The sequence below is a fragment of the Streptomyces sp. NPDC033221 genome, assembly GCF_055577005.1.
In genome coordinates, this window is sequence record NZ_JBVIQN010000002.1 from 351744 (window position 1) to 373564 (window position 21821).

The 21821-nt window shown below is 73.3% G+C and carries 22 protein-coding genes; 11 read left to right on the forward strand and 11 right to left on the reverse strand.

What is annotated here, in order from left to right; all coding sequences use genetic code 11:
* Positions 1-21: 21 nt before the first annotated feature.
* The 3 genes from ACZ53K_RS03605 to ACZ53K_RS03615 form a co-directional block, all read right to left on the reverse strand.
* Complete coding sequence (locus tag ACZ53K_RS03605; RefSeq protein WP_468831909.1) at positions 22-1266, reverse strand: TerD family protein; 1245 nt, start codon at positions 1264-1266, stop codon at positions 22-24.
* Positions 1267-1348: 82 nt separating this feature from the next.
* Complete coding sequence (locus ACZ53K_RS03610; protein WP_365838510.1) at positions 1349-1621, reverse strand: GlsB/YeaQ/YmgE family stress response membrane protein; 273 nt, start codon at positions 1619-1621, stop codon at positions 1349-1351.
* Positions 1622-1734: 113 nt separating this feature from the next.
* Positions 1735-2544 carry an NAD-dependent epimerase/dehydratase family protein gene (locus ACZ53K_RS03615; protein WP_468831911.1) on the reverse strand — a complete coding sequence of 270 codons (810 nt, stop codon included), beginning with the start codon at positions 2542-2544 and terminating at the stop codon, positions 1735-1737.
* 277 nt (positions 2545-2821) lie between these two features.
* Between ACZ53K_RS03615 and ACZ53K_RS03620 the strand changes: the two genes are divergently transcribed.
* The 3 genes from ACZ53K_RS03620 to ACZ53K_RS03630 all read left to right on the forward strand — a co-directional run bounded on the left by ACZ53K_RS03620 (position 2822) and on the right by ACZ53K_RS03630 (position 6077).
* Positions 2822-3814 (forward strand): 5-dehydro-4-deoxyglucarate dehydratase, encoded by a 993-nt coding sequence (locus tag ACZ53K_RS03620; RefSeq protein WP_468831606.1) that lies wholly within the window; start codon positions 2822-2824, stop codon positions 3812-3814.
* Entirely contained in the window at positions 3814-5052 is a 1239-nt protein-coding gene (locus ACZ53K_RS03625; protein WP_468831609.1) for a hypothetical protein, read from the forward strand. The genes ACZ53K_RS03620 and ACZ53K_RS03625 overlap by 1 nt, the downstream gene beginning before the upstream one ends.
* 119 nt (positions 5053-5171) lie before the next feature.
* Complete coding sequence (locus tag ACZ53K_RS03630; RefSeq protein ID WP_468831612.1) at positions 5172-6077, forward strand: DUF7916 family protein; 906 nt, start codon at positions 5172-5174, stop codon at positions 6075-6077.
* Between the two features lie 41 nt (positions 6078-6118).
* On the opposite strand, the gene ACZ53K_RS03635 is transcribed toward ACZ53K_RS03630, so the two are convergent.
* The 6 genes from ACZ53K_RS03635 to ACZ53K_RS03660 all read right to left on the reverse strand — a co-directional run bounded on the left by ACZ53K_RS03635 (position 6119) and on the right by ACZ53K_RS03660 (position 11893).
* Complete coding sequence (locus tag ACZ53K_RS03635) at positions 6119-6811, reverse strand: class F sortase (protein WP_468831615.1); 693 nt, start codon at positions 6809-6811, stop codon at positions 6119-6121.
* 186 nt (positions 6812-6997) lie between these two features.
* Positions 6998-7504, reverse strand: a complete 507-nt coding sequence (locus tag ACZ53K_RS03640; protein WP_468831618.1) for a hypothetical protein — start codon at positions 7502-7504, stop codon at positions 6998-7000.
* A gap of 387 nt (positions 7505-7891) precedes the next feature.
* On the reverse strand, positions 7892-8638 hold the full coding sequence (locus ACZ53K_RS03645) for a response regulator transcription factor (RefSeq protein WP_468831621.1): 747 nt from the start codon (positions 8636-8638) through the stop codon (positions 7892-7894).
* Positions 8635-9915 carry a sensor histidine kinase gene (locus ACZ53K_RS03650; protein ID WP_468831624.1) on the reverse strand — a complete coding sequence of 427 codons (1281 nt, stop codon included), beginning with the start codon at positions 9913-9915 and terminating at the stop codon, positions 8635-8637. The genes ACZ53K_RS03645 and ACZ53K_RS03650 overlap by 4 nt, the downstream gene beginning before the upstream one ends.
* A complete protein-coding gene (locus tag ACZ53K_RS03655; protein ID WP_468831627.1) occupies positions 9906-10937 on the reverse strand; it encodes a hypothetical protein in 1032 nt (343 codons plus the stop codon). Before ACZ53K_RS03655 ends, ACZ53K_RS03650 begins: the two co-directional genes overlap by 10 nt.
* 185 nt (positions 10938-11122) lie before the next feature.
* Positions 11123-11893, reverse strand: coding sequence for an IclR family transcriptional regulator (locus tag ACZ53K_RS03660; RefSeq protein ID WP_468831630.1), 771 nt, complete (start codon positions 11891-11893; stop codon positions 11123-11125).
* A 127-nt stretch (positions 11894-12020) separates the two neighbouring features.
* On the opposite strand from ACZ53K_RS03660, the gene ACZ53K_RS03665 reads away from it, so the two are divergent.
* A complete protein-coding gene (locus ACZ53K_RS03665; protein ID WP_468831633.1) occupies positions 12021-13610 on the forward strand; it encodes an aldehyde dehydrogenase (NADP(+)) in 1590 nt (529 codons plus the stop codon).
* An 11-nt stretch (positions 13611-13621) separates the two neighbouring features.
* Positions 13622-14185, forward strand: a complete 564-nt coding sequence (locus tag ACZ53K_RS03670) for a GNAT family N-acetyltransferase (protein ID WP_468831636.1) — start codon at positions 13622-13624, stop codon at positions 14183-14185.
* Here the strand turns inward: ACZ53K_RS03670 and ACZ53K_RS03675 are convergent.
* Positions 14163-14816, reverse strand: a complete 654-nt coding sequence (locus ACZ53K_RS03675; protein ID WP_468831639.1) for a class I SAM-dependent methyltransferase — start codon at positions 14814-14816, stop codon at positions 14163-14165. The genes ACZ53K_RS03670 and ACZ53K_RS03675 overlap by 23 nt on opposite strands.
* A 517-nt stretch (positions 14817-15333) precedes the next feature.
* On the opposite strand from ACZ53K_RS03675, the gene ACZ53K_RS03680 reads away from it, so the two are divergent.
* The 4 genes from ACZ53K_RS03680 (at position 15334) to ACZ53K_RS03695 (ending at position 18236) form a co-directional block, all read left to right on the forward strand.
* Entirely contained in the window at positions 15334-15948 is a 615-nt protein-coding gene (locus ACZ53K_RS03680; RefSeq protein ID WP_468831642.1) for a DUF5753 domain-containing protein, read from the forward strand.
* Positions 15945-16151 carry a DUF397 domain-containing protein gene (locus ACZ53K_RS03685; protein ID WP_468831645.1) on the forward strand — a complete coding sequence of 69 codons (207 nt, stop codon included), beginning with the start codon at positions 15945-15947 and terminating at the stop codon, positions 16149-16151. Before ACZ53K_RS03680 ends, ACZ53K_RS03685 begins: the two co-directional genes overlap by 4 nt.
* A 174-nt stretch (positions 16152-16325) precedes the next feature.
* Entirely contained in the window at positions 16326-17066 is a 741-nt protein-coding gene (locus tag ACZ53K_RS03690) for a DsbA family oxidoreductase (RefSeq protein WP_468831648.1), read from the forward strand.
* A gap of 117 nt (positions 17067-17183) precedes the next feature.
* A complete protein-coding gene (locus tag ACZ53K_RS03695; protein ID WP_468831651.1) occupies positions 17184-18236 on the forward strand; it encodes an aminotransferase class V-fold PLP-dependent enzyme in 1053 nt (350 codons plus the stop codon).
* Between the two features lie 12 nt (positions 18237-18248).
* Here the strand turns inward: ACZ53K_RS03695 and ACZ53K_RS03700 are convergent, their stop codons facing one another.
* Positions 18249-19559, reverse strand: a complete 1311-nt coding sequence (locus ACZ53K_RS03700) for an alpha/beta fold hydrolase (protein ID WP_468831654.1) — start codon at positions 19557-19559, stop codon at positions 18249-18251.
* Between the two features lie 155 nt (positions 19560-19714).
* Between ACZ53K_RS03700 and ACZ53K_RS03705 the strand changes: the two genes are divergently transcribed.
* Together ACZ53K_RS03705 and ACZ53K_RS03710 are read left to right on the forward strand one after the other, a co-directional pair.
* Positions 19715-20299 (forward strand): RNA polymerase sigma factor, encoded by a 585-nt coding sequence (locus ACZ53K_RS03705; protein ID WP_468831657.1) that lies wholly within the window; start codon positions 19715-19717, stop codon positions 20297-20299.
* 327 nt (positions 20300-20626) lie between these two features.
* Positions 20627-21754 (forward strand): maleylpyruvate isomerase mycothiol-dependent enzyme family protein, encoded by a 1128-nt coding sequence (locus tag ACZ53K_RS03710; protein WP_468831660.1) that lies wholly within the window; start codon positions 20627-20629, stop codon positions 21752-21754.
* Positions 21755-21821 lie beyond the last annotated feature (67 nt).

Genomic DNA, 21821 nt, shown 5'->3' on the forward strand with positions numbered 1-21821 from the left:
GAAGCGCGCCGCCCCTTCAGGTCAGAGCGCCGCGCCCCCCGGCTTGACCATCCCCCGGACCGTGCGGGAGTCGACGAATTCGCCCAGGGCGGTCATCTCCCATTCGCCGGAGAACTGGCGGATGAGTTTCGCCATCATCACGCCCGTGCGCGGCTCGGACTGGGTGAGGTCGAAGCGGACCAGTTCTTCGCCGGTCTGGGCGTCGAGCAGGCGGCAGTACGCCTTGGCCACGTCGGAGAACTTCTGGCCGGAGAAGGAGTTCACTGTGAAGACCAGGCCGGTGACCTGCGGGGGAATGCCGCCGAGGTGGACGGTGATGGCCTCGTCGTCGCCCGCGCCCTCGCCGGTGAGGTTGTCGCCGGAGTGCTGGATGGCGCCGTTGAGGATCTGGAGTTTGCCGAAGAAGCAGTTGTCGACCTTCTTGCGGTCCGGACCGTAGGCGATCACGGACGCGTCCAGGTCGATGTCCTTGCCGCGATAGGCGGGCTCCCAGCCGAGGCCCATGCGGACCGAGGACAGGAGCGGCCGGCCGCCCTTGACCAGGGAGACGGTCTGGTTCTTCTGGAGGCTGACGCGGCCCTTGTCGAGGTTGATCTTTCCGGTGCCGGGCGCGGGCGCGGGGGCCGGGGCGGCTGCCGGGGGCGGCGGGGCCATGGGGGCGGGGGCGCCGGTGGGCGGGCCCCACTGGGCGGCGGGCTGCTGGGCGGCCGGCTGGGCCGGAGGGGCGGGGGGTGCCGGGGGCGCCTGCGGGGCCGGGGTGGCGGGTGCGGCGGGCTCTTCGACGCTGACGCCGAAGTCCGTGGCGATGCCGGCCAGGCCGTTGGCGTAGCCCTGGCCGACCGCGCGGACCTTCCAGGCGCCGTTGCGTTGGTAGATCTCGACGACCACGAGGGCGGTCTCCGCGCCGAGCCGGGGCGGGGTGAAGGAGGCGATGACGCTGCCGTCGTCGGCGTTGCGGACCGTGCCGGTCGGTTCGGTGCCGGCGAAGGTGGCGCCGGGCGCGTCCAGGCTGGCGGTCACGACGATCTTCTCGATGCCGGCGGGCACCGCGGTGGTGTCCACCGTGATCGTGTCGCCCGCGCCGCCCGCGCCGGACGTGTGGGTCACGCCCGGGCCGGCCGGCTGGTTGTAGAACACGAAGTCGTCATCGGAACGCACCTTGCCGTCGGCGGTGAGCAGCAGGCCCGACACATCGAGCCGCACGGGCGCGGTGACGTCCACCGCCACCCGCGAGGCGGTGAGCGGAAGGTTCGAGCCAGGAGTCATAGCGGTCATGCCGGGGATAACGAGTGGCCTTCCTTTGCGGTTCCATTACCGAGGGCCGGACGGGGCACCGGTTCCGGCGGGGTCAGCGGCGGTCGCGGCTGTTGCCGAACAGCAGGCGGTAGGCGATCAGCAGGACCAGGGAGCCGGCGATGGCGGCTATCCACATCGACGGGTCGTAGAAGTCCTTCGGGATCGGCTTGTCCAGGATCTTCGTGGAGAGCCAGCCGCCGATGAAGGAGCCGATGATGCCGATCAGGGTGGTGCCGACGAGTCCGCCCGGGTCCCGTCCGGGCAGCAGGACCTTGGCGATGACGCCCGCGATCAGTCCCAGTACGAGCCAGCTGACGATGCCCATGGTGCGTTCCTCGTTCCTGCGCAGTTGCGCAAATGATTGATACGTACACAAGGACGCGGGAGGGCGGGCGGGGGTTGCCCCGGCCGGGCCGACGTGGCCGAGGCCACGGTCGCTCAGTACGGCCAGATGGGCGGATTCACACAGAAGGCGCCGCCCAGGTGGGTGTGTTCGGGGTTGGCGGGGTCGAGCTCGCCGTGCGCGGCGATGAGTTCGGCGGCGTACCGCTCGGAGTCGTCCTGCGGCTCGTAGCCGAGCGAGCGGGCCGTGCTCAGGTCCCACCACAGCCGGGTGTTGGCGGAGGAACCGTAGACCACGGTGTGTCCGATGCCTTCGGCGGTGAGCGCGGCGTGCAGCAGGCGCGCGCAGTCGGGCGGGCTCAGCCAGATGGAGAGCATCCGGACGGTGGTGGGGCGCGGGAAGCAGGAGCCGATGCGGACGGAGACCGTCTCGATGCCGTGCAGGTCCCAGTAGAGGGAGGCGAGGTCCTCGCCGAAGCCCTTGGAGAGGCCGTAGTACGTGTCGGGGCGGCGCGGGGTGTCCACCGGGATCGCGCCGGAGCCGTCGGCGGGGCGCGGGGTGAAGCCGACGGCGTGGTTGGAGGAGGCGAGGACGACGCGGCGGACGCCTGCCTCGCGCGCCGCTTCGTAGAGGTTGTAGGTGCCTTCGATGTTGGCGCGCAGGATCTTCTCGAAGGGGGCTTCGAGGGAGATTCCGGCGAGGTGGATGATCGCGTCCACGCCGCGTACCGCTTCGCGGAGGGCTTCCTTGTCGGCCAGGTCGGCGGTGATGGCGTCCGGTGCGTCGTCGATGGGCCGCTGGTCGAGGAGGCGGAGCCGGTAGCCGTACGGGGGCAGCAGCTCGCGCATCAGGGTGCCGAGGCCGCCGGCGGCGCCGGTGAGCAGGGCGGTGCGGGGGGCGGGCATGGGGGCCATGGGACTCCTCCGGCCGGGCGCCGGGCTCCGGCGCGTACGGCGTCATCGGCGGATCGTGTTCAGATGGGTGGACGATCGGGGTCACGGTAGGAAGCTGTGCCGGACGGGGTCAAGGTGGCTGACGGATCGCTCAAATCCGGTTGTGCCGGGGAAACTTCGGGTTCCGGACGGGTGGGCGGGGTCCTTGACCGGCCCGGGAGTGCTGCCCTAGCGTGAGCGCGTTCAGGGATGTGTACAACAGTCAGCGACGTGCACACGCGGGGACGTCATGGAGAGGTGCGCGCGTCCCGTACGAGCATGTCAGGGAGAGCCCGTGACCTCAGCCCCGCCGCTCGCCGAACGCCTCGACGGACTGCTGTTCTTCCCCGTGACGGCGTACGGCCCCGACGGCGCCCCGGACCTGGCCGGCTTCCGCGCCCACGTACGCGCGGGCGTCGACGCGGGCGCGGCGGCCGTCTTCGCCTGCTGCGGTACGGGCGAGTTCCACGCGCTGACCCCGGAGGAGTTCCGCGACTGTGTGGCCGCCGCCGTCCAGGAGGCGGCCGGGCGGGTTCCGGTGCTGGCCGGCGCCGGGTACGGCACGGCGCTCGCCACCCGTTACGCCCGGCTCGCCGAGGAGGCGGGCGCCGACGGGCTGCTGGCCATGCCGCCGTACCTCGTCGTCGCCGGCCAGGCGGGCCTGCTGCGGCACTACACGGACCTCGCCGCCGCCACCGCGCTGCCCGTCATCGTCTACCAGCGCGACAACGCCGTCTTCACCCCGGACACCGTCGTCGCCCTCGCGCGCACCCCCGGCATCATCGGCCTCAAGGACGGCCTCGGCGACCTGGACCTGCTGCAACGGACCATCAGTGCCGTGCGGACCGAGGCGGCGGGGCAGGAGTTCCTGTACTTCAACGGGCTGCCGACCGCCGAGCTGACCAGCCTCGCCTACCGCGGGCTCGGCGTCCGCCGGTACTCGTCGGCCGTCTTCGCCTTCGCGCCGGAGATCGCCACCGCCTTCCACCGCGCCCTCACCATCGGCGACGACGAGCTGGTCGCCCGGCTGCTGGACGGCTTCTACCGGCCGCTGGTCGAGCTGCGCAACCAGGGGCGCGGCTACGCGGTCTCGCTGGTCAAGGCGGGGGTACGGCTGCGCGGGGCGGATGTCGGACCGGTCCGGCCGCCGCTCAGCGAACCGGCCCCCGAGCACGTCGAGGCGCTGGCCGAGCTGATCGCCCAGGGCCTGGCGCTGGTCAACGCCCCGGCGGGCGGCCGGTGATGCGCGCCGCCGCGTTCCTGTACCCGTGGGACGTGGCCGGTGATCCGGACGCCGCCCGCCGCGTCGCGGACCTCGGCGTCCGGCAGGTCACGCTGGCCGCGGCCTACCACTCCACCCGGGCGCTGACCCCGCGTCACCCCCGTCACCGCGTCGTCACCGCCCGGCACGCGGCCGTCCTGTACCCGCAGGACCCCGAACGCTGGGCGGGCCGTGCCCTGCGCCCGTACCCGCAGAACTGGGTGGCGAGCCCGGACCCTTTCGGTGAGGCGGCGCGGGCGCTGGCGGACGCGGGCCTGGAGGTGCACAGCTGGGTCGTGCTGGCCCACAACACGCGCCTCGGCACCGAGCATCCCGCCATCGCCGTACGCAACGCCTACGGCGACCGCTATCCGTGGGCGCCCTGCATCGCCCGCCCCGAGGTCCGCGCCTACCTCCGCGACCTGGCCGCGGAGGCTGCGGCCCGGCCCGGCGCGCGCGGCACCGAGCTGGAGTCCTGCGGCTGGTACGGGCTGGCGCATCCGCACGCGCACGACAAGACCGGCGGCGTGCCGCTCTCCGGCGCCGCCCGGTATCTGATGTCACTGTGCTTCTGCGAGATCTGCGAGGCGGGTTACACGGGACTGGGCGTGCGGGCGGAGGAGGTGCGGGACGCGGTCGTACGGGCGCTGGAGCCCGTGTGGACGGGTGCCGACGGCGGGCGGAAGGAGGAGGCGGGCGAGGGCCGGGCGGGGGAGTGGCGCGGTGTGGAGAACATGCTGGGCGGCGAGCTGTCGGGGCTCGTACGGAGCTGGCGCGACGATGCCGCGCGCACGCTCCAGCGGGAGGTGGTCGCGGCCGTACGAGCCGCCGCGCGCGACGGATTCCGTGTCCTGCTGCACGCCGATCCGGCCGCGCACCGCTGCGGCGCGAACGCGGGCGTCGACCCGGAGGACGTCCTCGCGTACGCGGACGGGGTGGTGGTGCCGTGCACGGGTGACGACACGGACCGTACGGACGCGCTGACGCCGTTCGCGGAGGCGCGGATGGCGGCCGCGGCGCGCCCGGACGCGCCGCCCGCCCCCGTCGTCGCCGCCAACCTCACCGTCGTCACCGCCATGGGCGGCAGCCCCGGCACCCTTGCCGCCGACGCCGCGCATGCCGCCGCCCTCGGCGCCGGCGAGCTGCGGCTCTACCACGCGGGCCTGGCGGGCGACGGCGACCTGGCAACCGTCCGGCGTGGCCTGGCGGCCGTACGGTAAGAGCGGCCCGTACGCCGTACAGCCAGGGCCGCGCGCCGGTGACGTCAGCGTGCCCGCCGCCGCCCGCACCCCTGTGCGCACCGCGGGCACGACCACGAGCAGACCCTGGAAGGAACGTCATGACACAGCGCATCCTCGACCTCGACCGGGAGGAACTGGCATCCCTGCGGGGACGGGAGCTGACCGAGGCGGTCGCGGCCGCCGAGGGCCGCACGATGGTCGCCGAGGTCTTCGCCGAGCGTGCGGCACTCTCCCCGCACCCGGACGGCACCGGAGTGCACAACATCGAGCTGGTCTCCGCCTTCGGCGCGGACATCGTGATCCTCAACCTCATCGAGCGGGCCTGGGACGGGGAGCACCTGCGGCTGCCCGGTCTGGGCACGTTCACCAGTTTCGCCGACCTCGCCTCGTACGTGGGCCGCCCGATCGGCGTCAACCTCGAAGCCGGGGACGTACCGGAGATCCGCCGGGCCGGACCGGAACAGGCCCGCCGCCTGGTCGACATGGGCGCCGCCCTGCTGTGTCTGACCGCCAACCCCGGCACCGGCGGCAGCTTCGACGGCCTGGCCCGTGTCACCGACGAACTGCGCCGCGGCCTCGGCGACGACGTGGCGCTGTGGTCCGGCAAGATGCACCACGCGGGGCACCCCGAGCGGATCACCGCCGGGCGGCTGACCTCGCTGGTGGACGCGGGCGCCGACGGCGTCGTCCTGCCGCTGCCCGGCACCATGCCCGGCCTCACCAAGGAGCGGGCCGCCGAGGCGGTCGCCGCCGTCCAGGACGCGGGCGCGGTGGTGATGGGCGCGATCGGTACGAGCCAGGAGGGCGCGCACGCCGACATCGCGCCCCAACTGGCCCTGACGGCCAAGGAGATCGGGGTGGACGCGCACCACTTCGGGGACGCGTTCCTGCCGGGCATGTGCGACCCGGAGCTGCTCTACGCCTACTCCGTGGCGGTCCGCGGCCGGCGGCACACCTGGAACCGGATGGCGCTCAACGGGCGCGGCAACCGCATCCCGGGCTGAGGCGCGCGGCCCGAGGGGCGCGCGGGCCTGCCGCGGGTACGTCAGCCGTCGCCGCGGCGCGGGGCCGGTTCCCGCTTCGTACCGGTCAGGTGGGCGAAGACCACCACATTGCCCAGGTACTCCTGCCGGGACTTGTTGAAGCCGCCGCCGCAGGTGATCAGCCGCAGTTCGGGGCGGGAGGCCGGTTCGTAGACCTTCTTGTCCGGGAAGTCGGCGCCGTCGTACACCTCGACGGCGTCGATGGAGAAGACCGCGGTCCGGCCGTCCGCACGGACGATCTCCACCTGGTGGTTCTTCTTCAGCGAGCCGAGGTTGTAGAAGACCGCGGGCCCGGCGCGGTTGTCGACGTGTCCGGCGATCAGTGAAGTACCGGTGGTGCCGGGCGTGTTGCCCTCCTCGTACCAGCCGGCGAGGTTCTTGTCCTCCTGCGGCGGGGTCGCCAGGCTGCCGTTCTCGTCGAGGCCGAGGCGCATCAGCGGCGCGTCCACGCCGACCGACGGGATGTGCACCCGCAGGGGCCGGGAGGCCGGCATCGGCGGGGGCGGCGGGGCGGGGGCCGCGGACGGCCGGCCGCTGTGCGGGCCGGCGTCGAACCCCTGGTCGGCGGAGGGCTGCGGCGGCGGCGCCTGGGCCTGGGCGCCGTGGCCCATCAGCCAGATGCCGGTACCCATCGCGCCCGCGGTGAGCAGGGCTATGAGGCCTTGGTCGCCGTGGCGGCGGGGCGTGTGTCCCATGGCTGTCCGTCCTCCGGGTGTTCTGCGGGCCGCCGGACCGCGGTCCGCGGGCTACGGGTCACGGGTGATGGCGGGACCGGGGGCGGCCCCGGCCTCCCGGGTACGGCAGGCGTGTCCGGGAGGCGGGGACGCGGTCCGGCGGACCGGGCGGTGCCGGTACCGGCCGGCGATTCCGGGGGTACCGGATCAGGCCGAGCCGTCCGCCCGGCGGCGGCGCACCATCCATACGCCACCGGCGGCAGCCGCCAGCAGGACGCCCGCACCCGCGATGATCTCCGTGGTGTCGGAGTTCTCACTGGTGGCACCCAGGCCGGTCTTCGTCTTGCCGTGCGGGGTGGTGCCCGAGGAGACCCGCACCGTGGCGGAGATCTCCGTGCCGTTGGAGCACTTGCCGCCGATGCCGTAGCTGCCCGGCTTGGTACTGGCCGGCACCCGCAGCGAGCCCTGCACGTTTTCGGTGTGCGTCTGGCCTTTCGAGGACAGCGTGACCTTGCCTGCGCCCAGGGTGCTGGCATCGACGGTGGCCGAGCCGTCCTTGCCGCAGGCACTGCTGTTGAGGTTGACCGACTTGCCGGCCTGGACCGGGTTGGGCGTCACCTCAAGGTTGCCGGTGGCGGCGAACGCCGCGGAGGTGGACAGGCCGAGGGCGGCGACGGACAGTGCGGCACCGGTGAGAACGCGAGTGGAACGCATGTGACGAACCTCCACGAAGCGCGGACCGCGGCACACCTCTGCACCGCGAGGGAAGTTGGGGGAGTTCCGCGCCTCCTGCATCCGAGGTAAACGGCCGGGCGAGCCGGGAGCCTGTTGACGTGTTGTCAGAACTCCCGTGCATCGTCGGCGTGTCGCGCATGATCGGTTACGTTTGGGCAGGTCAGGGGTGAAGTGGTGGTGACGTTCGGTGATGTTGCGGATTGGGATGAACGGGTGACGGATATTTCCCGCGGAATGTGGTAGTGGCGCTGCGTAATCGGGTGTGACGGAGGGTGTTCGGCGGGATGCCGGCGGGGTCTCCGGCGGGATGTGCCGGCGGGGTGTCCGAGGGTGCCCCGGGTCCGGTCCGTGCGGCCCCGCCGCGCCTCATCCCGGCCGGACGAAACCGCTCTCGTACGCCGCGATCACCGCCTGGGTCCGGTCCCGTACGCCCAGCTTGGCCAGCACCCCCGCGACATGCGTCTTGACCGTCGCCGGGCCGACCGCCAGCCGGTCCGCGATCTCCGCGTTCGTCAGGCCCTTGGTCATCAGGTGCAGTACGTCCGCCTCACGGTCGGACAGGCGCGCCCGCAGGGCCCGCGCCGTGTCGCGCGCGGCCCGCGCCCCCGCGTACCGGGCGGCCAGCTCCCGTACCGCCGCCGGGAACAGCAGCGAATCGCTGCGCGCCACCATCCGCACCGCCTGCACCAGGTCCTCCACACCGGCCCGCTTCAGCAGGAAGCCGCTGGCACCGGCGCGCAGCGCGTCGTACACGTACGCGTCGTTCTCGAAGGTCGTCACCACGATGACGCGCGGCGGCTCCGCCATGCCCGCCAGCACCTGTTCGGTCGCGCGGATACCGTCGATCTCCGGCATCCGTACGTCCATCAGCACGATGTCCGGCCGCAGTTCGCGGATCAGCGGAATCGCCTCCGCGCCGGTGGCCGCCTCGCCGACGACCTCCATGTCCGGCTCGGCGCCGAGGATCGCGCGCAGCGCCGTACGCACCATCCGCTCGTCGTCCGCGAGGACGATGCGCAGCGGGGGAGTGGTGGCAGCAGGGGAGTCGGCAGCGTCGGCGGTGCCGGTGGTACTCGTGCGGGCGCTCGGGCGGCCCTCGTCCGGGGCGCTCATCGGGCCGTCCCCAACGGGAGCCGTACGGTCAGCAGCCACACGCCGTCCCGGCCAGCGGCCCGTGCCTCGCCGCCCAGCAGGCGGGCGCGTTCGGCGATGCCGTGCAGGCCGCGGCCGCCGCCGGAGCGGGGCGCACGCCCGGCCGTACCCTGTGGTGGGTCCGCCTTCGGGCTCTTCACCGCATCCCCCATCGTGTTCCTCATCGGGTTCTCCACCGTGATCCTCAACTCGTCCGGGTCCAGGGCGATCCGCAGCCGCACCGGTACGGCACCGGCGTGCCGCAACGCGTTGCTGAGACCTTCCTGCACCATCCGGTACGCCTCCCGCGAGACCAGCGGCGACAGCCCCTCGCATCCGTCGTCGACGTCCGCCTCGATCCGCAGCCCGGCGGCGCGGGTGCGGTCCAGCAGGCCGCCCAGGGCATCCAGCGTCGGCGCGGGCGCCGGTGCGGTGGTCCGGCTGTCCCCGTCCTCCCGCAGCAGGCCCAGTACGGTGTCGAGTTCGGCGACCGCGTCACGGGTGGTCTCCTCGATGGCGGTGAGCGCCTGCCGCGCGAACTCGGGGTCGGAGTCCAGCACCCGGCGGGCCGCGCCGGCCTGGAGGGTGACCGCGCTGAGCGCGTGCCCCACGGAGTCGTGCAGTTCGCGGGCAAGCCGGTTGCGGGAGGCGAGGTCGGCGGCCCGGCGTTCGGCGGCGGCCAGCCGGTCGGCGGGCGTACGGCCCAGCAGTACGGGCGCCAGGCGGGCCAGCAGCGCCCCGGCCGCCCAGGAGGTGCCCGCCACCAGGGCGAGCAGCCCGAGGCCGGTGAGCGGACCGAGCACGCCGCCCGCCAGTGTGGGCCAGCCCAGTTCCTCGTGCCGCAGCGGGTCCGTGACCGGCAGGAGGACCAGCATCACGGCGGCGGGCGGCGCCGACAGCGTCATGCCGCTGACGATGCCGCCGGCGGCCAGGTGCGCCACGAACCACAGGGCCGTACGCCGTCGGGCCGCCCACGAGTCGGCGGGCTCCTCGGCCAGTTCGGCCGCCACGTCCGGGGGCAGGCCGCACAGCGACCGTGTCGCGGCCGACTCCAGGGTGCGCAGCAGCGGGAAGAGCAGCGCGCTGAGGGCGGCGACCGGCAGGGCCGCACCGAACGCGGCGAACTGCCACGGGAAGTCGAAGAACGGGTTCACGCCGTCGACGACCAGCGGCGCGAGGATCATCATCAGCAGGAAGTACGGCATCAGCAAGGCGCCGCCGAGGATGAGATGCACCCAGCGGCGGAAGGTCACCCGCATCGCGCGGCCTCCGGGGCGGCCGGCGTGGTGGCGTGCCGCTCGGCGAAGAAATGGGCGCCGGTGACGGCGACGAGCATCCCGACGATCATCTGCACAGCGTAAGTCAGGCTCATCAGCGGTGTGGACGTACGGGCGTCGGCCGCCGTCGCCGTGAGCGTGGTGAGCATCATCCAGCCGCCCCAGCAGGCCAGCGCCGCCGAACCCGTCCAGGCCGCGGCCAGCGGCAGCAGCAGGGGCGTCCGGCCGCCGCGCCGGAAGCCGACCGACATTACGCCCACGGCGGTGAGCAGCGCGAACAGCACGTACGCCGCGTCGTTGAGACGGGCGTCGAGATCCTGGGCGGCCAGCCGCGCGGCGCTCAGCCCGACGCCCTGACCGGACGCCCACAGGCCGTGTACGGCGGCGGGGAGTACGGCCGCCACGGCGGCGGCGACCGCGGCCGGCCGCCGCGCGGGCAGCGTCGGAGTGACCGGCAGCGCACCGGTCCGGCCGCGCCACAGGCGGCCCCAGCGGTCCCGCGCGTACAGCACGAACAGGGTGCCCAGCGCCAGGCCCTGCACGATGAACCCGCCGTAGACCAGGCCCCACACCCACGGCGCCAGCAGCCCGTCCGGCCCGTCCGCCGCCGTACCCGTACCCGTACTGTCCCCGGCATCCCCGCGTACCAGCGCGCACAGCATCTGTACGGGGAAGACCACGGTGATCGGGGCAAGCAGGCCGGTGGCGCACCACATGGTCAGCGCCGGCAGCCAGGACGGCACCCGGCGCCCCCAGGGCCGGGTCAGCAGGAACGCCAGCACGATCACGGCCGCGTCCATCAGGACGGTCAGGGCGTTCAGCGTCATCAGGGAGTTGCCGTCCCGGCGCAGGGCGCTGCCCAGGGGGATGCCGACGCGGCTGCCCGAGAGCCAGGCGAGTTTGAGCGAGAGGTACGGGACGCAGGCCACGAGTGTGACCGTCCGCAGCGCGGCGCGTGTGCGGTCCCTGCGGGCCGGCGGTGTCCCCGCTGGTGAGGAGTTCATGCCAGCAGGCTCCCGGGTCCGGACGCCCCGGGGCCTCACCCGCGGCGACGATCCCCTTCCGCCGCACGGCGGAGGGACGGCGGGCGGCGGGAGGAGCCATCCCGGCCCCGTCAGAGCCGCTCCGGCCCTTCGGAACCGCTCCGGCCCCTCAGACCGCCCCGGCCCCTCAGACCCGCCCCGACCCCTCAGAGCCGCCGCGTCGCCAAGGTCAGCCGGTCCCGGGCGTCGAACAGCGCGTCCTTGATCAACTGCTCGTGCCCCGGAGTCAGCCGGGCCACCGGCACCGAGCAGCTGACCGCGTCCCGCGCCGGGGTGCGGTACGGGATCGCCACACCGAAGCACCGCAGGCCCAGCGTGTTCTCCTCGCGGTCCACGGCATACCCCTGCTCGCGCACCAGGCGCAGTTCGCCGATGAGCCGCTCGCGGTCGGTGATGGTGTGCTCGGTGAGGGCGTCCAGCTTCTCAGGGAGGAGTGCCCGTACCTGGTCGTCGGTGTACGTGGCGAGCAGCGCCTTGCCCAGGGACGTGGAGTGGGCGGGCAGCCGGCGGCCGACGCGGGTGAACGGGCGCAGATAGTGCTGGGACTGGCGGGTGGCGAGATAGACGACGTTGGTGCCGTCCAGCCGGGCCAGGTGAATGGTTTCGGTGGTGTCGTCGGAGAGCCGGTCCAGGGTGGGGCGGGCGGCGGCCACCACCTCGTCCCCGTCGATGTACGAGGTGCCGACCAGCAGCGCGCGGACGCCGATGCCGTACCGGGTGCCGGTGGCGTCGGTCTCCACCCAGCCCAGGTCGACGAGGGTGCGCAGCAGCATGTAGAGGCTGGACTTCGGGTAACCGACGGCCTCCTGGACGGAGGCGAGGCTGTGCATACCGGGGCGGCCCGCGAAGTACTCCAGCAACTCCACCGTACGCACAGCGGACTTGACCTGTGCTCCGGCGGCCTCGGCAGCGGACATCGGCCTTGACCCCTCAGTTCGGACAGCCATAGAGTCCCCGCGGACGTCACATTCACCACCTGGGACGGCGTTCAGCATACCGAACAGCGTCCTGGGCGCGGCAAGAGTTCGCTGGGAGGAATGCGCGGTGGCAGCAGCACCAGTCTGGAGTGCCGACCCCCGTACCGGGAAGCGGCGGGAGCAGGTTGCGGTGGAGGCCACGGCGGCCGAGGTCGACGCCGCCGTACGGGCCGCACACGACGCCCGCGGCGCGCTCGCCGACCGCGGCACACGGGCCGCCCTGCTGCGCCGCGCCGCCGGCCTGCTGGACGGCGCCGGTGAACGGATCGTCGAGGCCGCCGACGCGGAGACCGCGCTCGGCCCCGGCCGGCTCACCGGCGAACTGGCCCGCACCACCTACCAGTTGCGCGCCTTCGCCGACATCGTCGAAGAGGGCGCCTTCCTCGACGTACTGATCGACCACGCCGACCCCGCGCTCACCCCGCCCCGCCCCGACCTGCGCCGCTACAAGATCCCGCTCGGCGTCGTCGCCGTCTACGCGGCCAGCAACTTCCCGCTCGCCTTCTCCGTACCCGGCGGCGACACCGCCAGCGCCCTCGCCGCCGGCTGCCCGGTTGTCGTCAAGGGCCACCCCGACCACCCGGCCACCTCCGAACTGTGCGCCGCCCTGCTGCGCCGCGCCGCCACCGAAACCGGCCTGCCCGCGGACGTCATCGGCCTGGTGCACGGCTTCGAGGCCGGCATCGAACTGGTCCGGCACCCGCTCGTCGCCGCCGCCGGCTTCACCGGCTCGGTACGCGGCGGACGCGCCTTGTACGACGCGGCCGCCGCCCGCCCGCACCCGATCCCCTTCCACGGCGAACTCGGCAGCCTCAACCCGGTCGTGGTCACCGAAGCCGCCGCCGAGGAACGCGCCGAACAGATCGGCACCGGCCTGGCCGGCTCGATGACCCTCGGCACCGGCCAGTTCTGCGTCAAACCCGGACTCGTCCTCGCGCCGCACGGCCCGTCCGGCGACCGCCTGGAACGCTCCCTCACGGAGGCCGTCAGCAACACCGAGGCCGGGGTCCTCCTGGACCACCGGATGCGCGACGCCTTCATCGACGGCGTACGGGAACGGGCCGCACTCCCGGACGTCGAGGCCCCCGTGACACCCGGCGCGGGCGGCGAACACACCGTCAGCGCGGGCTTCCTCACCGTCCCGGCGGCCCGGCTCGCCGCGGACGGCGGCACCCACGACCTGCTCCTGGAAGAGTGCTTCGGACCGGTCACCGTCCTCGCGCGCTACACCGACGAGGCCGAGATCGGCGCCGTACTGGCCCGGCTGCCCGGCAACCTCACCGCGACGCTCCAGCTGGGGGCGGCGGAGTGCGCGGGGGAGGACGGGCGGCCGGGTGCCGACGGCGACTCGGACTGCGACTCGGACGGCGACGGTACGGGACGCGGCGCGCGGCTGCTGGCCGCGCTCACCCCGCTGGCCGGCCGGGTACTCGTCAACGGCTGGCCGACCGGCGTCGCCGTGGCCCCCGCCCAGCACCACGGCGGCCCCTACCCGGCCACCACCTCCACCGCCACCTCCGTCGGCGGCACGGCGATCGAACGCTGGCTGCGGCCGGTCGCCTACCAGGACACCCCACCCGCCCTGCTCCCGCCGGAACTGCGCGAGGACAACCCGCTGAAGCTGCCCCGCCGCGTCAACGGCCGGGCCGAAAGGTGACCCACGCCCCCATGCCTCACGGCCCCATGCCTGACGCCGCCATGCCCCACACACCGCAGGCCCCCGGCCCCGCCGTCCGCCACGCGACGACCGCCGACCTCGACGCCATAGCCGACCTGCAGTCCCGCGCCCGCGCGACGTACTACCGCGGCCGCATCCCCGACGCGCTGCTCGACGCCCCGGCCGAGCGCGAACGGTGGCGTGCGGGCTGGCAGCGCGCGCTGGAGCGCCCGGACGCCACCGTGCTGTGCGCGGAACGGGACGGCACGATCGTCGGCGTCGCCTCCTACCGCCACGAAGACGGCGCGCCCGCGGACACCGTCAAGCTCTTCCAGTTCCACGTCGACCCCGACCACTGGCGCGTCGGCATCGGCACCGTGCTGCACCGCACCTGCGTGGCCGACTGGCGAGCGGCCGGCACCACCACCGCCCACCTGGAGGTGTACTGGCACAACCAGCGCGCCCGCGCTTTCTACACCCGGCACGGCTGGCAGCCCGACGAGTCCCGACGCCCCGCCCCCGACGCCACCCACCTCGACCTCGTACTGCCGCTCAGCCCTGCCGACGCCCGATGAGCTGGAGCCGCTCGGCGGTGTGCCCGTCCAGCGTCTCGACCGTGTCCGTGCGCTCGGCCTCCACCACGAAGCCGTGCGCCCGGAGCAGCCCGCGCAGCCGGTCCGGCTCGTGGTGCCGGAACACGCCGCCGTCGGGCGTCTCGAACACCCCGTACGTCCCATACCGGTCCACGTACTCCGCGTACCGCGCCAGGTTCCGCCGGTCGCTCTGCAACGGCAGGTCACTGACGTACAGCACCCCGCCCGGCCGTACCAGCCGCCCCAGCTCCGCGACGATCTCCCGCTGGGCCCCGGAGCCGGGCACACAGGTCAGTACGGCGAACAGCAGCGCGGCCCCGAAACTCCCGTCCTCGAACGGCAGCGGCAGCGCGGGACAGCGCGTGAGCCGCAGCCCCGGATGCTCCCGGCCGCCCCGCTCCACCAGCGCCCGGGACACATCCACCCCACGCACGTCCGCGTACCCCGCCGCCACCAGCTCGGCGGTCAGCCGCCCGTATCCGCAGCCGTAGTCCAGCACCGGCACGTCCCGCGGCAGATACGCGTCCAGCAGCTCCGGGTCCAACGGGTGGGTGAACGTCTTGGCCGCCCCGGCGCCTTCCCAGAACCCCGGCACTTCCTGCCGCATCTCCATGAGCGGACGGTATCCCGGAAGCGGCGGGCGTCCGCTCATTTCGTGCGCTTCAGCGGTTTCGAAAAGGTGTTGACGGGTTCTTCCATGTGCTTCATGTACTTCGTGTGTCCGGTCTCGTCCGCGTGCGCACGAATCCAGTGGTTCAGCTGTGCAGGGGAGTCCCATGCGCTGGAGCGGATACCGCACGCCTTGCCACCGGTTTCGGTGACGCATTCGGCGACGTGCTCCCGGTGCCGGTGATCTGAATTTCCATGCGCGTCGGCGCGGGAGTGGGGGTTGTCATGGACTTGCCTTCGCCGGTGCGCACATGGAGCACGCCTGCGTGTCCGTGCGAACGCATGATGCGGGAGAAGTGCTTGCGGCCGGGGCTGGTCATCTGTGGTCACCGTTTCTGGAAGTGCGGCGGACCGCGGGGGCTACGTGTTGCGGTTGTCTGCTCACAGAGTGCCGCGTCAGGCGTACGGTCGATAGGACTGAAGGCTTTCCAAGCCACCTGGAAAACCAGGGAGTTGTACACATGAGCGAAAATCTCCCCGCGCCACGCCCCGAACCACGCAACGGCCTTGAGTGGTTCGTGCCGTACCTGCTGATGGAGGAGAAGGCGGCGCAAATTCTCGACTTCTCGCCATTCCTGGTCATGGGGGTTCTGCAGACCTTCGCCTACGCCGAAGCGCTGTACCGTGCCGCAAACCCGCGCTACTCGGACGACGTGATCAAAGAGAAGGTCACATGGCGACTCCAGCGAAGGGACGTCTTGGAGCGTCCAGACCCGCCACTGCTGTGGGTTGTGCTGGATGAGTCGTGTTTGCGCCGGGAGGTTGGGGGCCGCTCCGTCATGCGTGGCCAGATGGAGCACCTGTTGCAGGTGTCGGAGACGCCCAACGCCACCGTTCAAGTACTGCCGTTCGACTCTGGCGCACCTCCGGCGGCAGAGCCGTTTACGCTGCTGACGTTCGATGACGGCTCGGCGCCGGTGCTCTACTCGGAAGCGCAGGGGCTGGGGCGGGTCATCGATTCGGCGTCCGTGGTGGCCACAGGTACGAGCAGGTACGAACGGCTACGCGCGGACGCTCTGTCCCCAGAGAAGTCACTCCGCGCACTGCGTGAAGCGATCAAGGGGTACGCGCGATGAAGATAGGGAAGCCCATCCGTTGGGTGAAGAGCACATACAGCAGCGGGGACGGCGGCCAGTGCCTCGAATGGGCGCCGTCGCGCGCCGCAACCACCGGGGAGTACCTGATCCGGGACAGCAAGTTCCCGGACGGCCCCCACTTGACGCTCACCGGTGACGCCTTCGTCGGGCTCGTCCGGTTCGCCCGGCGGGCTGCCGTCTGATCTTGGGCGGCACGCCCGCAAGCCCCGCCCTCCCCGCAACGGGGCGGCGGGGCATCTCCATGCCCCGCGCGGCCTGCGCGCCGTATGCCCCTCCACCCCGGGAATAGTCACCGGCCCCGGAAGGTTGTCCGCCACTGTCCCCTTTCGTGCTGAACATCTGAGGAAATACCTGCCATGCGCGTCGAGATCTGGGCGGATATCGCCTGCCCCTGGTGCTACATCGGTAAGGCCCGCTTCGAGAAGGGCCTGGCCGGGTTCGCGCATCGGGGTGCGGTGGAGGTCGTCCACCGGTCGTTCGAGCTGGATCCGGAGGGGGCGCCGGCGGGGGATGTGCCGGTGCTGGAGATGCTCTCGCGGAAGTACGGGGTGTCGCGGGAGCAGGCCGAGGCCATGGAGGCGCGGGTGGCCGAGGCGGCGGCGGGGGAGGGGCTCGGGTATCGGTCGGACCGGATGCACGGGAACACCTTTGACCTGCACCGGCTGCTGCACCTGGCCAAGGAGCGGGGTGTGCAGGACGCGCTGCTCGGCGCGCTGTACCGGGCCAATTTCGCGGAGGCGCGGCCGCTGGGGGACGCGGACGTGCTGACCGGGGTCGCGGTGGCCGCGGGACTGGGCGAGGAGGACGTGCGCCGGGTGCTGGCGGACCGGGACGCCTACGCGGAGGCGGTGCGGGCCGATGAGCGGGAGGCGGCGGAGCTGGGGGCGCGGAGCGTGCCGTTCTTCGTCATCGACCGGCGGTACGGCATTTCCGGCGGGCAGCCCGCCGAGGTGTTCCGGCAAGCGCTGGAGCAGGCGTGGGAGGAAGGGGAGGAAGGGGGGACGTCCGCGTCGGTGGGCGGGGGTGGTCAGGCGGACGCGCCGGGGTGTGAGGGGGACGTGTGCCGACCAGGTACGGGGACCGGTACGGGGAAGTGATTGCGGCGGGGCCGGACGGAGCGGCAAGGCGCTGAGCTGCGCGGATAAGGTGCGCTTGGCGCCGCTCCAAAGATATTTGCCATGGACGGCGGGCGGCCCGGCGGTCACAGTGGTGCCATGCAGCGCATCGAGCCACTCGGCGGGGGCGAATTCGCGCCCTCGACGACGTACCTGAACTCCGCATCCAGCGGCCTGATCCCCGCCCGTTCCGCCGCCGCTCTGCGGGCGGCCGTCGAGGAGTCCGTTTCCTACGGGAGCATGGGCCGGGACTATTTCGGTCCGGCGGACGCCTCCCGGGCCGCCTTCGCCCGGCTGGTGCACGTGGCGCCGGAGCGGGTCGCGATCGGCGGCGCGGTCGCGGTGCACGCCGCGCTGATCGCCGGGTCGCTCCCGAACGGGGCCGAAGTATTGGTGTCTGAGGGCGAGTTCAGTTCACTGGTCAACCCGTTCGCCGCCCGGTACGGGATCAAGCTGCGCACCGCGCCGCTCACCCGGCTGGCCGACGCGGTGCGGCCCGGTACGGCGCTCGTCGCGTTCAGTGCCGTCCAGGCCCTGGACGGGCGGATCGCCGACATGGAGACGATACGGGCCGCCGCCGGGGCCCACGGCGCGCGCACTCTCGTGGACGCCACGCAGGCCGCCGGCTGGCTGCCGCTGCGGGCCGGTGACTTCGATTACGTGGTGTGCGGGGCGTTCAAGTGGCTGCTGTGCCCGCGCGGCGCGTCCTTCCTGGTATGCGGTGATGACGGGCTGGACGCGCTGCACGCCGGGTGGGTGGCGGGCGCGGACCCGATGGAGTCCAACTACGGGCCGCTCCGGAACCTCGCGGTCGGGGCGCGCCGTTACGACGAGCCGCACGCCAACTTCTCGTACATCGGCGCCGCGCAGTCCCTCGCCCTGCTGAACGAGATCGGTGTCGAGACCGTGTACGCGCACAATGCGGCGCTCGCCGACCGGTACCGCGCGGGGATCACGGCGCTCGGCCATACCCCGCTGCCCGCGCCCGGCTCGGCGATCGTGTCCGTGCCGGGGCTCGCGGACGCGGCGGACCGGCTGGAGGCGGCGGGCGTACGGGCCGCCGTGCGCGCGGGCAACCTCCGTGCCGCCTTCCATCTCTACAACTCGTCGGATGACGTGGACCGGTTGCTGGAGGTGGTGGGGAGAAGGTAGGAGGGGCCCGCCTCAGATTTCTTCGCGGACCATCCGCCGCAGGCGGTCCAGCACCGCGCCGTCGCTGACCCGCAGCCCGTCGTGCTCCCACTCATTGGTCACCCAGGGCCGCAGCCCGCGGATCTCCCGCGCGGTCTCCAGGGAGTGGGCGGCGTCGACGTACATGTCGTCGGCGTAGACGGCGGCCGCGGCCGGGACCTCGTTGGCCGCGAGGCGGTCGGGGTCGTACAGATCGGGCCAGTCGGCGCGTGCGGCCAGGAGCTGTGCCGTCTCCTTGAGGGGGCGCAGCGACGGGTCGGTGTCGAAGTGCCAGGGGTAGACCATCTCGCCGGTGAAGTGGACCGGCCGCCCGCCGTCCAGCGCCGTGTCCACGTCGAACTCGGGGAATTCGGCGCGGACCTGGTGGGCCGCCCAGCCGGTGCTCTTCGTTTCGGTCGACCGCTGGGCGTAGATCGCTTCGTGGAGGACGGCGTACAGCGGGGTGGCGGTGTAGGAGAGGTGGCCCTGCACGGCCTGCAGGAAGGATTCCGCCAGTTCGGGACCCGCGGGGCCGGTCACCCACGCGTCCTCGATCAGGTAGTGCAGGACGTACGAGCCGGTGCCGGTGCCCAGCATCTGGCCCAGCGCCTGGAACGCCTCCGCCGTCAGCTGCCCGCCGCCGGGCAGCCGGGCCGGGTGCTCGCGCAGATGCGCGGCGATGCGGCGGACGCGCTCGATGTCCTGCGGGTAGCGCGCGTAGTGCGCGGCGTTCTTGCGGGCCACCCTCGGGTACGCGGCCCGGTAGACGTCCTCCGCCGTGGCCCGCAGCCCCGGCAGGCCGCCCGTGATCATGACCTCGCGCAGGCCCTCGGGCGCGTACGAGAGGTAGGTCGTGGCGCAGAAGCCGCCGAAGCTCTGCCCCAGGACGCTCCACCGCTCGTCAGGCCCGGCCAGCTCACGGCGGAACAGCTCGGCGTCCCGCACGATCGCGTCGGCGCGGAAATGCGCCAGGTACGCGACCTGTTCGCGCGGCCCGCCGCGCAGCGCGAGAGTCTGCCGGTTGGCCGGTGCGGAACGGCCGGTGCCCCGCTGGTCCAGCAGCAGCACCCGGTAGTGGTCCAGCGCGCGCACCAGCCAGGAGTCCCGGCCCAGCGGGCGCGGCGACGCGCAGCCGGGGCCGCCCTGGAGGTAGACCAGCCAGGGCAGCGCCTCGTGTTCCCGGCCGGGCGCCACGGCCTCGCGCCCGTACACCGTCAGCCGTTCGCCGTCCGGTGCGGCGTGGTCCAGCGGCACGTCCAGGAAGTGATCGGTCAGTACGACACCGGGCAGCCGGTCGGCACTCATGTACGCTCCTTCGTCTTCTTCGGCCCCGCGTCCCTCGGACGCCCTGGGGATCGTCCGGCACCCGTGGGGCGCCGCGCAATTCGGCCGGACGGACGGCTACCGCGAAGGAGGGCGAAAGGCTAGGAATGTCACCACACACTCACGAGGTGGTGCCGGTGGACGGGACAACCAGGTACCCGCCGCGCGACCGGGAGCTGCACCGGCGGCTGGTGTACGGGGACGAATCCGCGCTGGGCGAGGCGTACGACGCCTACGGAGCGCTGGTCAGGACGGTGGCCCGGAGGGTCACCGGCAGTGCGGCGGTCGCCGACGAGGTGACGCAGCGCGTCTTCATCGAACTGTGGACGTGCCCGTACGGCTTCGAACCGGGCCACGGATCGCTGCGCGCGTGGCTGAGCATCCGCGGCCACCTCGGCGCGGTGGCCCGGGCGCGGGAGGCGGAGGCCGAGCGTGCGGCGTGCGGTACGGAGCCGGAGGCGGCGGCGCACGATTCCCTCGAAGAGGCACGGGCGGCGCTGCACACCGCGGTCACCGAACTGCCCCTGCCGGAGCGGGAGGCACTGCACCTGGCGTGCTTCGCCGGACGTACCTACCGGCAGGTCGCGGTGGAACTGGGCATCGCGGAGGCGGCAGCCACCGCACGGCTGCGCAATGCCCTGTGCGCGCTGGCCGACCGGCTCGCCGGACCGCCGCCCGCGAACCCCGGCAGCCCGGCCGACGAAGCGCGGGACGAGTGCTGAATGCCGGGCGGCGCCCGCGGGCAGCAAGGGAAGCGACAGGATGGGCGCGCGGGCCGGCCGGGCGGCGGACAGGCGGACAGGGAAGAGGGGCGTGCGATGGGCGCGGGAGGCAGGAACGGCCGGGGCGGGGCGGACGGTTCGGGAGGTACGGATAATCCCGGTGGTGCCGGTGGTCCGGATGGTCCTAGTGGTTCCGGTGGTCCGAGTGGAAGTGGAGGGCCGGGAGGGAGTGGAGGGCCCGGTGGGAGTGGAGGGCCGGAGGATCCCGGGAATCCCACCGGTCCGGACGGTCTCGGTGAGCCCGGCGGGGCGGACGGCCCTTCCGCCGTGCACGAGGAGGTCAGCGCGCTGCTCGCGGCGTGGGCCCTCGGCGCCGACATGCCGGGCGACGATGCACGGGTACGCGACCACCTGCGCGACTGTGCCCCCTGCGCGGCCGAGGCCCGTCGGCTGCGGGAGACCGTACGGCTGCTGGACGAACCGGCACCCGGCGGGACGGGCCGCGGAGCCGGGCGCAAGGCGAACGCGGGGATGGCACGCGGGCGGCTGATGGCCGCGGCCCGCGCCGCGCGGCCCGGCCAGATTCCGCTGGCCGCGCACGCCGCCCCGTACGCCGGGGCGGTGGCCTGCCTGGACGCGCTGCTGCGGGAGCTGGACCGTGCCCCGGCGCGCTGGGGAACCCCCGTCGTGCACGACTGGGACGTCCAGGGCACCGTCGCGCACTTGGTCGCGGCCGACGAAGTGCTGGCCGAACGGCTGGGCCTGGCGCCGGTGACGGAGGCGGGCACGGGCCTGGGGCCGGCGCCCGGGGCGCGGCCGGAAGAGGGCTTCGGGCCGGCGGCCGGTACGGAGCCGGGCGCGCTGTCGGCGGGCCGGGCGGCCGGCGCGGGCGCTCCCTGGGAGCTGCGCTGGGCGGCCCGTACGAACGAGGTGGTGGCCTACGAGCACACCCGGCCGCCCGCCGAGACCCGGGAGGCGTGGCGCACCCAGGCGCACGGGCTGCTCGCGCTGCCCGAGGCGGGCGACGAGCAACTGGCCGCCATGGCCACGACCCTGATGGGCCTGCGGCTGCCGGTCGCCGACCACTACGCCATCCGCGCGTTCGAGACGTGGGTGCACACCCGGGACATCGGGCGGGCGCTGGGCCACACCGTGCCGCCGCCGCTGCCGGTGCATCTGCAGCGGTTCCTGGGGCTGGCGGTACGCATTCTGGACCTGGCGCTGGGCCCGGACGCGCGGCCGGTGCTGCTGTCGGTGGAGGGCGAGGCGGGCGGCGACTGGGTGCTCGGCTCGGACGCCGAGCCGATCGCCGCCGAACTGGTCCTGGAGGCCACCGATTTCCTGCTGCTCATCGGCGGCCGACAGGACCTGGACGAGATCGCGCGCGGCCAGGCAGGCGACGCGGCCGCCTCGCAGCGGCTGCTGGAGACGGCCACGTCGCTGGCCTGGCTCTGAGGGAGGGCCGGTGTCCGCACCCCGGCCGGACGACCGGGGTGCGGACACCGGCTTGACGCCGTGCCGT